The following is a 12,708-nucleotide window of genomic DNA, read 5'->3' on the forward strand; positions in this document are numbered from 1 at the left end:
CGCCAATAGACCGACAAGAAAGCAGGATTTCACGACCAAAACCCCAGCACTCCCCCGCGCCCCCAAAAAGAATCAAACAATCCCGGTCAAGTAATAAACCGCGATAACAAAGAACACAGCAAGCGTCTTGATGACCGTCACAGCGAAAATATCGCGATAAGACTCCCGATGAGTAAGCCCGGTCACCGCAAGCAGCGTAATGACGGCGCCGTTGTGCGGCAGAGTATCCATACCACCCGAGGCCATCGCCACAACCCGATGTAGCACTTCCAGCGGAATATGCGCCGCCTGCGCGCCCGCGATGAACGTATCGGACATCGCAGCGAGCGCGATACTCATGCCGCCCGACGCCGATCCGGTAATGCCCGCAAGCGAACTCACGGAAATCGCCGCGTTGACGAGCGGATTCGGGATGCTCTTCAGCGCATCGCTGACCACGAGAAAGCCCGGCAAAGCCGCGATCACACCGCCGAAGCCATACTCGGAAGCCGTGTTCATCGCCGCCAGCAGCGCGCCCGCGACCGCCGCCCGCGTACCCACCGCAAACCGCTCCTTCACGCGCGAAAACGCGGTCAGCAGCACGAGCACGATGCCGAGCAGCAACGCACCCTCGACCGCCCAGATCGCGACGACCGTCTTGACGGCCGTGGTCACCGGCGCATGCACGCCCGGCAGCACTTCCGGCGGCACGGTATAGCTCGCGCCGTACCATGTCGGAATCCACTTCGTCAGCGCAAAATTCGCGACGCCCACGAGAATCAGCGGCGCGATCGCCAGCAACGGATTCGGCAGCGACGTCGATTCCACACGCTCCGGCTCGTTCACCAGCGACGTGCCGTAGCCCTCACCCTTGGCCATCGCCGAGCGGCGGCGCCATTCGAGGAACGACAGTCCCACCACGATGATGAACAGCGAACCGATCACGCCGAGCCACGGCGCGGCCCACCCGGTCGTCTTGAAGAACGTCGTCGGAATGATGTTCTGAATCTGCGGCGTGCCCGGCAGCGAATCCATCGTGAAGGAGAACGCGCCCAGCGCGATCGCGCCCGGCATCAGGCGTTTCGGAATATTGCTCTGGCGATACATCTCAGCCGCGAACGGATACACCGCGAACACGACGACGAACAGCGACACGCCGCCATAGGTGAGCAGCGCGCACACCGCGACGATCACCGCATTCACGCGCGACTTGCCGATGTATCGAATGGCGGCCGCGACGATCGACTCGGAAAAGCCCGACAACTCGATGACCTTGCCGAACACCGCGCCGAGCAGGAACACCGGGAAGTACAGCTTCACGAAGCCGACCATCTTCTCCATGAAGATGCCGGAGAACACGGGCGCCACTGCGGCGGGATCGGTGAGGAGGACAGCCGCGAGCGCGGCGATCGGCGCGAAAAGAATGACGCTGTAGCCACGATAGGCGGCGAGCATCAGGAACGCCAGGGCGGCGAGCACGATGAGGAACGACATTGAGTCTCCGTGAGTGGTTTGTTCTTTGAAACGTTGTCCGCGCGCTTCTTCTGGAAGCGCTACCGTGCGTGGATAACGCACCGCGCGGGCGGTATGCAGCTTTCGTGCCAGAGCGCTTAAACCCATTCGCAACGGGCTTCGGTGAAGTATGACACCGCCAGATTTCAGCCGGGTGTCTCCGAATCGAGACGTTTCGACCGTGCCGCGCAGCCCTGTGACACCGCAAAAGACTAGTACAGATGCGGATTGCCAGCGCGTCTCAAAGTTGAGAAATTTGTCTCAATATGGAGATAACGGAGATTTTGGGCGCCATGCGCAACGACTGGATCAACGTGCCGGCCGACTACAGCGACGTGATGCGCCGCGCGATGGAGTCGCTTTTCAAGACCTTCGAGAACCTGAGCGAAGGCACTTTCATCGTCGATGCGGACGCGCGCGTCGTGTGGATCAACAAGCGCTACGCGGCGCGCTTCGGCTTCGACGATCCGCTCGACGCGATCGGACTCGACTGCGAAGCGGTGATTCCCAACAGCCTGATGCGCGAAGTGGTCGCAACCGGCAAGCCGATCCTGCTCGATGTGCTGGAAACCGACCGCGAGCCGCTCGTCGTCACGCGATTGCCGCTGAAAGACGAATCGGGCACGACCATCGGCGCGATCGGCTTCGCGCTGTTCGATGAAATGAAGGCACTCACGCCGCTCTTCGCGCATTACTCGCGCGTGCAGCAGGAGTTGATCGCGACGCGCCAGTCGCTCGCGCAGGCGCGGCGCGCGAAGTACACGTTTTCGAGTTTCGTCGGCACGAGTCCGGTCAGTCTCGAAGTGAAGCGTCAGGCGCGGCGCGCGGCGCTCGTCGATTCGCCGGTGCTTCTGCTCGGCGAAACCGGCACCGGCAAGGAACTGCTCGCGCACTCGATCCACGGCGCATCGACGCGCGCGGGCAAGCCGCTCGTGACCGTCAACGTCGCGGCGATTCCCGACACGCTGCTCGAAGTCGAGTTCTTCGGCGCGGCGGCGGGCGCCTACACCGGCGCGGAACGCAAGGGGCGCGTGGGCAAGTTCGAGCTGGCCGACGGCGGCACGCTCTTTCTCGACGAAATCGGCGACATGCCGCTGCCGCTTCAGGGCAAGCTCCTTCGCGTGTTGCAGGACAAGGAGTTCGAGCCGCTCGGCTCGAACCGCATCGTGCGCGCGGATGTCCGCATCATCGCGGCGACGTCCGCCGATCTGCCCGCGCTCGTCGCGGCAGGGCGCTTTCGCGCGGACCTGTTCTATCGCCTGAACGTGCTGACGATCCACGCGCCGCCGTTGCGCGACCGGCTCGCCGATATCGAAGCGCTCGCCTACGCGATTCTGGAAGATCTGTCCGCCGATACGCGACCGGGGCATGTCGGACATTTCGTGCTGCACAAGGACGGCTTGCAGTTGCTCGAGGCGTATTCCTGGCCCGGCAATGTCCGCGAGCTGCGCAACACGCTCGAGCGTGCGCTGATGCTGTCCGAAACCGAGCACATCGATGCACGGGCGCTCTCCGCGTTCATCGATGCGGGCCGCGTCGCGATCGCGGCGCAGGCCGAAGCGGCCGGGACCGACGCGGACGATGCGCCGACCCAGTCCTATGCCGATGCGATGACCGATTTCGAACGTCGCTTTCTCTCCGATGCGTTGCGCGCGAGCGGCGGGCGCGTCGCGGATGCGGCGGAGAGAATCGGCATCGGGCGGGCGACCTTGTACAAGAAGATCGCGGCGCTGGGAATCGCCGTCTGACGAGTTTCGCGAACAGGCTGAACCGGCGCGAAAGCTTCGCGTGGCATACTCCGGAAATCGAAAATAACAACCAAGAATCAAAGGGGTAACGGATGAAATGCGGGACGAGATTCGGCAGGACGATCGCTCTCTCAGTCATGCTCGCGGGCAGCGTGTGGGCGCTCGCCGGATGCAGCAGCGCGCCGCCGCTTTTCTCCGCCGACGGACGTCCGACGCAACAGATCCAGTGCCCCGCTTACGGCGGCTGGAGCAACTGCACGGACAACGCGAAGGCGCTTTGTCCGAGCGGCTATGACGTGCTCGGCCAGTCGACAGAGAACAATCAGAACGCGCTGCTCATCGCTTGCAAGGGAGGTTAGCCGGTCAACCTTGCTGCGTCTCGCGCAACATCGTGACGTCGTAGCCGAGCGCGCGCGTGCGCTCGATCAGCGTGCGGCGCAACTCCGCTGAGGGCTTTGCCTCGCGCGTCAGAATCCACAGATAACGCCCGGTCGGCTCGCCGACGATGGACCACGTGTAATCGTCGGCGTGATCGAGGATCCAGTAGTCGCCGACATAGAACGGGCCGAAGAACGACACCTTCAGCTTCGTCCCGTTCGATCCCGGGACGATCTTCGCGCGTCCTTCCGCCGACCGGTACGGCCCGGTCATCCCGCCTTGCCTGCATGCATTGACGACGGAAATGAGCCCGTCCTCGCGACGCGCGTAGTTCGCCGTGACGGCTTCGCAGTTGCGCTCGAAGCGGTTCTCGTAGCGCGCGAACTCGTGCCAGTGGCCGAGATAGCGATCGAGATCGACGGCCTTCGACGGTTCGGGCACGTTGTCATTGCCGCTTTTGCGCGCTCCGCTCGATGCGTACACAAACAAGGTGGCGATGCCGCCGATCAAAGCCAGCGCCGCGGCGCCGTATGCCCAAGGTCTTCGGATATTCATGTTGCCCGGCTGGGTGAGAAGTGCGACGGCTCACTACGCAGCAAGCTTCGTTCCGTCCGCGCGCGGCTCCCGAATTTCCTCACCTTCCGGCGTTGCCGATTGCGGGCGGGAAATTCCTCGCGAGCCGCAAGTGGCTGTCCTGATTGGGTTTTATCCCGGAGCCCTGGCAGGCCGACACGGCGTTTTTCCGACTCCCGAACAACCTCACCTTTGCCGGAACACCGTCGCTTCACCGGTGCGTAGCGGATCGCGAACCGCCGTCGATCGGCGCGCGAACCATGCTGCGCTGCAGCAGCCGGCGAAAAGTCGAACCTGTTAATTAACAATGGCTTGCGTCGCCCATTTAACAATGTGACTGAGATGCCGACGTTGCTTCGCGCTCCCGATGATCCGCCGAAGAGTGAGCCGCGTACGCATCGGGCGACTCACCGTCGCGGAGCTCCCGGATCGTCTCACCTTTTTGACTGAGAGTATCCTCACGCTCTTCCATCTGACGCTCAAAGCAGTTGTCTCATGCCTTCGCCGGTTTTCTTGCCTCAAGCATTCGCATCGTTGCCTTCGCTGATCTCCCCGCTCTTCACGATCATCCTGCCGGTCTTCGGTCTTATCTTCGCGGGTTATGCATGCCGCAAGCTGAAGACGCTCGGGCCCCCCGCCGCATCGGAGCTGAACCGCTTCGTTGTCTATCTCGCGCTGCCCGCGCTGCTCTTCGACATCATGGCGAAGACGCCCTGGAGCATGCTCGATCAACCCGCGTTCATCGCGGCGTTCGGCATCGGCTCGGCTGTGGTCTTTCTGCTGACGCTCATCGTGCGCCTGATGCAGTCGCGTCATCTCGCCGATGCGAGCATCGACGGATTGAACGCGGCGTATCCGAACACCGGTTTCGTCGGCTTGCCGCTTTGTCTGCTTGCGTTCGGCAAGGAAAGCCTCGCGCCCGCCGTGATCGCGACGATCATGACCGTGTGCGTGCTGTTCGCCGTGGCGATCGTGTTGATCGAGCTCGGACTGCAAACCGAGAAGCACATCGCCGCGACGCTCGGGCATGTGGCCAAATCGCTCGCGAAGAATCCGCTATTGATCGCGCCCGTCGCAGGCGCGTTGCTGAGCGGCTCCGGCGCGCACGTGCCCGAAGGCGCCGAGGCGCTGCTCAAACTGCTGGGTGGCGCGGCGAGTCCCTGCGCGCTCGTCGCGCTGGGTCTTTTTCTCGGCGCGAAAGGCGAGGCGCGAGATGTCCGGACGACGAGTGTGCTCGTCGCGCTCAAGCTGGTTGCCCAGCCGCTTTTGACCTGGTGGCTGGCGTTTCATCTGTTCGCGCTGCCGCCGCTTTGGGCGAAGACGGCCGTGATTCTGAGCGCGCTGCCGACAGGCACCGGTCCGTTCATGCTCGCGGAGTTTTATCGGCGTGAGGGCGGCGTGACGTCGAGCGCGATTCTCTTTTCGACGGTCGTTTCCCTGATCACCGTCACGCTTTGTCTGACCGCGATGCTTTGACTGCGCAAAAAAGCGCCCGGCGCGGGTGCACCGGGCGCAACCACCTTCTGTTCGACGGTGGAGGAGGGCCAGTTCAGACTGCTTCCTCTGATGTTTTTGTCACGTGCTGCTCAACGCGTACGAACATCGTCGCGCGCGTCGGCGCGAAGTTGCGCGTGCCGTTCCTGATAAGGGCGCAGTTGCGGGTAGCTCAGCGAGTTGACGGCATCCAGATCGCCCGCGCGTTGCGCGTTCGCGAGTTCGGTTTTCACTTCGGCGCGCGTCTTGCCCGCATACGCCGACTGCGCAAAAGCAGGTGCCGTGGCGAGCAACGTGGACAAAAGCAGACCACCGATCAGTGCGTTCTTCATTTGAAGCCTCCTGGATGCGTGTGCGTCGGATGACGCTTGAGAGGCAGTCTAGGAGTATTCCTATTGGACAAAAATACCGATTGAGCCAACACATTGTTGTCGGAAGCGCATGAATGCTGGCCCGCCCGATTCCGGAGCGTCATGTTTCGTTTACGAATCAAAAACTAAACGGAATAGAAGTTACTCTCAACTTATCCACAGTTTCTGTGGATAACCGTGGGGATAGCTCGCTGCAAACCGCGCTGCGTCGCGGTGCGAGGTAGATTGCTCGTTTCATCACAAAAATAGTCCACGACCGTTCCGCACGCGTCGAGGACGATCGCCTTGCGATGCGCCTATCATGTTCACGCGCGTCGTCGAGGAGACGGCGCTCCCGGACCGGTTCATCGTCCGGGTTCCACCTCTTCATCCTTTTACGGGGGACGTTGTTATGGCTTTGAAGATTGCGGTGGTCGTCGGCAGCCTGCGGCGGGATTCCTTCAACAAACAACTCGCGCACGCGCTCGTGTCACTCGCACCGAGCGATTTTTCCTTCGAGTTTTTGGACATCGGCGTCCTGCCGCTTTACAGCCAGGACTACGACAGCGACTTTCCCGAAGTCGCGCGCGCGTTCAAGCAAAAGATCGCCGATGCCGACGGGCTGCTGATCGTCACGCCGGAGTACAACCGCTCGATTCCCGGCGTGCTGAAAAACGCGCTCGACTGGGGCTCGCGCCCGTGGGGGAAGAGCGTGTGGGGCGGCAAGCCGGGCGCGATCATCGGGACGTCGGTCGGGGCGATCGGCACGGCGATCGCGCAGTCGCATCTGCGTGGCGTGTGCGCGTATCTCGATATCGCGCTGATGAATCAGCCGGAGATGTACCTCAAGCACGACGAAAAGCGCATCGACGCGGGCGGCAACATCGTGAGCGAGGACACGCGCAAGTTCTTGCAGACGTTCGTGGACAAGTACGTCGTGTGGGTGCGCGACCGGGCGGCGTAAGCGCTCGCCGTCTGCACGAAAAAACGGCCCGCACGAGCGGGCCGTACTCGTCTGCTTCGCTTAACGACTCGGTCAGACGTGATGATGTCCCGTCACGCGGTCCCAGCCGTGGCGGATCGCCGCCTTGAAGCGCTCCCACGTGTCGCCTTCGGGATGCCTGGTTTCCCAGTCGCGGCGCATCTCGTATTCCATCTGATCGTCCCAGGCGCGGCTACGGAAACGATCGTCGTTACCGAGCGTCGCACCATAGCGATACGCGCCCTGATAGTCCTCGTAGGGCTCGCCCGTCGCTGAATACTTCGATTCGTAATCGGCGCGGAAATCCTCTTCGTACTCCATATACTCGTTGGGCACTGTCTGCGGCGTCGCCGTCGGAGCGGGACCGACCGGACCCGCCTCCTGCGTTCCCGCGGAAGCAATGACGGGATCGGGCGACGTTCCCGCCGCGCGTGCCGCACCGGCCTGATATGGCGCCGCCGGTTCGTCCAGCGGACTGAGCGGCTCGACCGAGCGCCATTCGGACGCCATGTCGGTACGCACGCCGGGCAGCGGGTCGCGCTCGATCGGCGCGTCGCTCGCGGTGCGCAGCGGATCGCGGCCCGCCAGCGCGTCGCGTTCCGTCAGCGATTCACCCGCGAGTTCGGTGCGCGGCGCGAGCGGATCGGCGGGCATGCCGCCGAGCGGATCGGCGAGAGGATCGATGCCGGTCGTCGCGTAGGGATCACGGCCCGTCACCGGATCGCGTCCGGCGAGCGGATCGCGCGCGGCGCGCTCGGCGTCGCTCATCATCGATTGTGACTGGGACTGCGATTGCGACTGCATCCCGCCGCGCGGCATGAGCGGATCGTCGGCGGGATCGCTGACGTAATCGCGCGGCGTCACGGCGGCCGGATCGTCGACATCAGCGTGCGGATAAGCCCGCGCACGCGATGGCGGCATCTCGGGTTCATTCACCGGCTCGCGCCCAGGCACCGCGCTGCCGCGACCGAGACCCAGTTCGTCGAGCACCGAATGGTCGCGCTCATTGGCGGCGGTGGCGGACGTGTCCGGTGCGCCGTGCTCGAGGGTCGTCCAGCTCGCCGCGCGTTCGTCGATATCGACCGCGCCCTGATCGGTGAGCGTCGCGCGTGCGATGTCGGCCTGCTCGACGCTCGGTGTATCAACGGCAACGAGGATCGCGCCGCGCCGCACGGCTTCGGAATAATGCGCGACTTCAGGCGGCTGATCGCGTCCGCCGAAGAGCATGCTGAAGAAGCGCTCGATATTCGCGAGCACGCCCGGCTCCTGGTGTGTCACGGCATCGGGCATGTCGGAGGGCGCGGCGGCGTCGTCACGCTTGGGGTTGGCCTGGAGCTCGATATCCGCGCGCGGGAAGCCGGCGGCGATCAGGGCCGAGCGCGCATCTTCGGCTTGTGCATAGGTGTCGAAAACTCCGATGACGGTGTGTCGCATGGTCGTCTCCTGCGGATGGGCGGATTCCGGGAATCGGCGACACCGTGTCGCCGCGTGTGACGGTCTCCACGCAACTCGCGTGCCGGATGCGCGCGGACCGGCGCACGCAGGAGAGCGTGCAACAGCAAGGCGGCGCTTTTACAAACGCGCGCGCAAAAGTCGATCGCGTTGCCGCCGATTCATCGATCGACGGAGCGTGCCGCGCGCGCTTCGGAAGACGCCGCGCCCGGTTCGCTCGCGCGCTCGCGGATCGCACGCAGGAGCGAGTCGAGCAGCGCGATGTCGAAAGGCTTCGACAGCACGCGCGCGCCGACCTGCCGCGCGCGATCGAGCTCTTCCGCGTAGCCCGTGACGAGAATCACCGGGATGCGCGGTTCGAAGTGCTGCAGCATCTCGGCGAGATCGATGCCGTTCATCTTCCCCGGCATGTGGATGTCCGAGAGCACCACATCGAACGGAAAATCGGTCGCGGCATTGGCGCGTGCGGTTTCGAGCACCGTGGCGGCGGTATCGGCGTTGAAGGCGTAGGTGACGTGGTGACCCATCATCGTGAGCAGCGCCTCGGTGCCGGCGGCGACTTCCTCGTTGTCTTCGACGAGCAGCACGCGCAGGCCATCCGCTTCCTGCGGCGGCGCCTGTTCCTCCGCGGCGGCCGCGCCGGTTGCGCGCGCCGCCACGCGCGGCAGATACAGGCGCACGGCGGTGCCCGCGCCGATCGCGCTGTCGATGGTCGCGAGCCCGCCCGCGCGCTCGCAGAACGCGAACACCTGAGGCAGGCCGAGGCCGGTGCCCATGCCTTTCGGCTTGGTCGTGAAAAGCGGCTCGAACGCGCGCCCGAGCACGTCGGCGCTCATGCCGAAGCCGGTGTCCTCGAGCGCGATCTGCACGAATTCGCCGGTGATCGGAAAGCCGTCTTCGCGGCGGAAGCGCACGTTGCCGGCGCGCACGGAGAAGGTGCCGCCGTTGGGCATCGCGTCGCGCGCGTTCACCGCGACATTGATGAGCGCAAGCTCGAGCTCCGCCGGATCGACGCGAATCGCCCACACATCCGGCGCGACCTCGACATCGAGCGCCACCTTCGCGCCGAGCGACGCGCGCAGCAACTCGCGCCCGGCCGGCACCCATTTGCCGATGGCGATGATCTCGCTGCGCAACGGCTGCTTGCGCGCGACGCCGAGCAGTTGCCGAGTCAGCGACTGGCCGCCTTTCAACGCGCGCTCCATCGCCGTCAGCTCGCGGTCGATGCCCGTTGCGCCGCGCCGCCGCACGATCTGAACATTGGTCGAGACGATCATCAGCAGATTGTTGAAGTCGTGCGCGACGCTGCCGACGAGATTGCCGAGCGCCTCCATCTTGCGCGCCTGGCGGTACGCGGATTCGATCGAGCGGCGCATCGATGCTTCCGCCTGCCAGCGCTCCCACGCTTCCTCCTCGGTCGCGAGCCGCCGCAACGACTGCGCGATCACGCCCCACAGCACGACGCACGGCGCGAAGATCGAGAGCGCGAGCACGCTCAGATGCTTCCACCAGGCCGACCAGATCGTCGCGATCGGGTAGCCGCTCGACACGTAGACCGGATAAGCGCCGACGCGCCGGAACGCGACGATCTTCAACTGATCGTCCAGCCCGGAAATCATTTTCACGACGCCGCTGCGGTGCCCTTCGCGATACGCCTCGCGCAGCGGCGAGCTGGCCGCGAGCGACATGCGCTCCGGCGGCCGCGGCGGATACCACGCGAGCACTTCGCCATCCGAGCGCGACAGGCCGAGCGAGACGCTCGGGTTATCGCCGATCAACTCGCGATAAAACGCGCCGAAATATGCTGGTCGGAGCGCGATGGACACGATGCCGTCGAACTTGCCCGTCACGGTGCGCCGCGCGATCGCCGTGTTGAACACCTGCTCGCCGGCGACCCGGCCGATCATCACGCGGGAAATCTGCTGGATGTTCTGGCCGGCGCGCAAGCCGTCGAAGTCGTCGCGGTCCGCGACCGAGATATCGGGTGTCGGCCAGAGGCGGCTCGTCGCAAGCAGCTTGCCGTCGGCGCCGAACACGGATGCCGCCGCGACCTGCCGATAGGTGTCGCTGATCGTCTTGAGGCGCTGGTGGAGCGTGGCGCTTTCGCGCCGGATCGCGCCGGCGTCGAGGTCGTCGAGAAGATCGACGATGCGCTCGTTGAGCGTCACGTTGAGATCGAAGACCTTGAGCGCGTGCTCCTCCGCGACCCGGGCATTGCGCGCGACGACCTCGGTGGCATCGGCGACGCGCGCGTGGTAGTCGGTGACGGCGGTCAGCACGACATACACGCAGGGCAGCACGATTGCCGCGACGAGCAGTGCATAGAGCGTGATGCGTTGCGCGGCGAAGTTGCGCTCCGGAACGACCGGAAACGGCGGTTCCTCCTGCCATGCTCGTGTGGCGGGATCGGCATCGGACTCGTCAACTTGCAGCGTCATTTTTGGCAGCGAATTGGAAAACTTACGCGAATCCCGCGCCTTCCGTCGATCCCGACGCGCATGTGTGCCGGGCTTGCCGAATGTGAACGGTGCAAACACGAATAGAATGCACGAAGCGTGCCGAACGAAGGTCGCGCGGCACGCGGCGCGTCGAGGAAAAGCTCAGTCGTGCCGCGCAGTTAGCGAGATTATTGGAAGCGCAAACGTACACAAAAGCATGAGACCCTATCTCATCAGAAGGTGGCGAGTTAAATTCACTCTATTCGAAGGTAATTTAATGAAAGCAATTCCCGCATTGAGCTTTGGCGAGTTGCTTTGACATTCTGATAGTCAGACAATGCAATCCTCCGACCTGACAAGCCGCTCAGAGCGCTGGCCGGAGAACACAAGCAGCCTCGCGGCGCGCTTCGGGGGAAGTACAGCTTGGGCGGACGAGAATCCGGCAGGCAGCGCGACCGAGCGAGGAGAAGAAGGCCACGGTCCGGAACCGCCGGATCATGCACGGGGCAGTCAACATGACGCCGATCGAGAGCCAACATGCATCGCGTGCCGCGGGCACGCCGATGAATCAGCGCACGCCCGCCGCGTGGCGCGCGTTCGTCCACAGGCGTCGCGCCTGGCTCATCGCCGCCGAACTGAATCTGCGACAGCGCCCGCATTCCCGCCGGGCCAAAGGGCTCACGCCGGTTCTGCCGTGAATATCGCCTAAAGTTCGCCGCGCGATTGCCGTAATCCATACGAGAGCCTGTCGTGTATATCGACGCGCCGCCCTCAGCCCGAAATCAGCCTAAAAGATCCTGCCGACCATGCCGTTGCCGATTGTCATTGCCGATGATTCCCTGCTCGCGCGCAAGGTGCTGACGCGCGCGCTGCCCCCGGACTGGGATGTCGAGATCTCCTACGCGACCAACGGGCGCGAGGCGCTCGATCATTACCGGGCGGGCCGCGCCTCCGTGATGTTCCTCGATCTCACGATGCCCGACATGACGGGCTATCAGGTGCTCGACGCCTTGCAGCACGAAGACCTGAACACGTTCGTGATCGTCGTGTCGGCCGACGTGCAGCCGATGGCCCAGGAACGCGTGCGCGCGCTCGGCGCGATCGCGTTCCTGCCGAAGCCGGTGACGCCCGAGGCGCTGCGTCCCGTTTTGAAGGAGTACGGTCTCCATGGTTGAAGCCGCCCTGAACGAAGATCAGCGCGACGCGCTGCAGGAAGTCGCCAACATGGCGATGGGCCAGGCCGCGACGCGCCTCTCGAAGCTGCTCGGCACGTTCATCGAGCTGTCGGTGCCGCGCGTGCGCGTCGTCAGCGTGGCCGAGGCTTCCGCCGCGCTCGCGGAGATGACCGGCATCACCGATACCGTCACCGCCGTGCGCCAGGGCTTTCGCTCGGACATCAAGGGCGAGGCGATCGTGCTGTGCAAGAGCGGCAGCGTCGATCAACTGTGCGCGCTCGTCGACGATCCGTACACCAAATCCACCTACGAAGCGACGACGCGCACCGAGCTCGTGTTCGACGTCGCCACCGTGCTGATGGGCGCATGCGTGTCGTGCATCCTCGATCGCCTCGGACGCTCGCCGATCTTCTCGCCGCCGGGCATGCTCGGCTCGGAGATCGGGCTCGACGAGGTCTTTCAGCCCGCGATGCTCGCGTGGAAGACGGCGCTGCTGCTCGAAGTGAACTTCGCGCTCGAAGACCACAGCTTCCGCGCGCATCTCGTGATGCTGATGGCCGAGGACGCCATCATGCATCTGAGCGAGGCGCTCGACGCGCTTCTGTCGAGTCTCTGAACGGGGCGCCA

Annotated in this window: 12 protein-coding genes; 7 read left to right on the forward strand and 5 right to left on the reverse strand. The window is 64.3% G+C overall.

What is annotated here, in order from left to right:
• Positions 1-72 precede the first annotated feature (72 nt).
• A complete protein-coding gene (locus U4Y90_RS34655) occupies positions 73-1,473 on the reverse strand; it encodes a GntP family permease (protein ID WP_321801509.1) in 1,401 nt (466 codons plus the stop codon).
• 311 nt (positions 1,474-1,784) lie between these two features.
• On the opposite strand from U4Y90_RS34655, the gene U4Y90_RS34660 reads away from it, so the two are divergent.
• Together U4Y90_RS34660 and U4Y90_RS34665 are read left to right on the forward strand one after the other, a co-directional pair.
• Positions 1,785-3,239 (forward strand): sigma-54 interaction domain-containing protein, encoded by a 1,455-nt coding sequence (locus U4Y90_RS34660; RefSeq protein WP_321801511.1) that lies wholly within the window; start codon positions 1,785-1,787, stop codon positions 3,237-3,239.
• A gap of 137 nt (positions 3,240-3,376) precedes the next feature.
• Positions 3,377-3,598, forward strand: coding sequence for a hypothetical protein (locus U4Y90_RS34665; protein ID WP_321801512.1), 222 nt, complete (start codon positions 3,377-3,379; stop codon positions 3,596-3,598).
• A gap of 4 nt (positions 3,599-3,602) precedes the next feature.
• Here the strand turns inward: U4Y90_RS34665 and U4Y90_RS34670 are convergent, their stop codons facing one another.
• Positions 3,603-4,172, reverse strand: coding sequence for a lipocalin family protein (locus U4Y90_RS34670; RefSeq protein WP_321801514.1), 570 nt, complete (start codon positions 4,170-4,172; stop codon positions 3,603-3,605).
• A 513-nt stretch (positions 4,173-4,685) separates the two neighbouring features.
• Between U4Y90_RS34670 and U4Y90_RS34675 the strand changes: the two genes are divergently transcribed.
• A complete protein-coding gene (locus tag U4Y90_RS34675; protein ID WP_321801516.1) occupies positions 4,686-5,666 on the forward strand; it encodes an AEC family transporter in 981 nt (326 codons plus the stop codon).
• Positions 5,667-5,776: 110 nt separating this feature from the next.
• On the opposite strand, the gene U4Y90_RS34680 is transcribed toward U4Y90_RS34675, so the two are convergent.
• Positions 5,777-6,016, reverse strand: coding sequence for a DUF4148 domain-containing protein (locus tag U4Y90_RS34680; protein ID WP_321801518.1), 240 nt, complete (start codon positions 6,014-6,016; stop codon positions 5,777-5,779).
• Between the two features lie 430 nt (positions 6,017-6,446).
• On the opposite strand from U4Y90_RS34680, the gene U4Y90_RS34685 reads away from it, so the two are divergent.
• A complete protein-coding gene (locus U4Y90_RS34685) occupies positions 6,447-6,998 on the forward strand; it encodes an NADPH-dependent FMN reductase (protein ID WP_321801519.1) in 552 nt (183 codons plus the stop codon).
• Between the two features lie 72 nt (positions 6,999-7,070).
• Here U4Y90_RS34685 and U4Y90_RS34690 read toward each other — a convergent pair whose 3' ends face one another.
• Positions 7,071-8,450, reverse strand: a complete 1,380-nt coding sequence (locus tag U4Y90_RS34690; protein ID WP_321801521.1) for a hypothetical protein — start codon at positions 8,448-8,450, stop codon at positions 7,071-7,073.
• A gap of 179 nt (positions 8,451-8,629) precedes the next feature.
• Complete coding sequence (locus U4Y90_RS34695) at positions 8,630-10,906, reverse strand: hybrid sensor histidine kinase/response regulator (RefSeq protein WP_321801523.1); 2,277 nt, start codon at positions 10,904-10,906, stop codon at positions 8,630-8,632.
• Between the two features lie 497 nt (positions 10,907-11,403).
• On the opposite strand from U4Y90_RS34695, the gene U4Y90_RS34700 reads away from it, so the two are divergent.
• The 3 genes from U4Y90_RS34700 (at position 11,404) to U4Y90_RS34710 (ending at position 12,697) form a co-directional block, all read left to right on the forward strand.
• Positions 11,404-11,604 (forward strand): hypothetical protein, encoded by a 201-nt coding sequence (locus U4Y90_RS34700; RefSeq protein ID WP_321801525.1) that lies wholly within the window; start codon positions 11,404-11,406, stop codon positions 11,602-11,604.
• A gap of 108 nt (positions 11,605-11,712) precedes the next feature.
• Positions 11,713-12,081 (forward strand): response regulator, encoded by a 369-nt coding sequence (locus U4Y90_RS34705; protein ID WP_061164258.1) that lies wholly within the window; start codon positions 11,713-11,715, stop codon positions 12,079-12,081.
• A complete protein-coding gene (locus U4Y90_RS34710; protein ID WP_321801528.1) occupies positions 12,074-12,697 on the forward strand; it encodes a chemotaxis protein CheC in 624 nt (207 codons plus the stop codon). The genes U4Y90_RS34705 and U4Y90_RS34710 overlap by 8 nt, the downstream gene beginning before the upstream one ends.
• The last annotated feature ends 11 nt before the right edge of the window (positions 12,698-12,708 follow it).

It is taken from the genome of Caballeronia sp. J97 (genome assembly GCF_905220305.1).
Classification (GTDB): domain Bacteria; phylum Pseudomonadota; class Gammaproteobacteria; order Burkholderiales; family Burkholderiaceae; genus Caballeronia.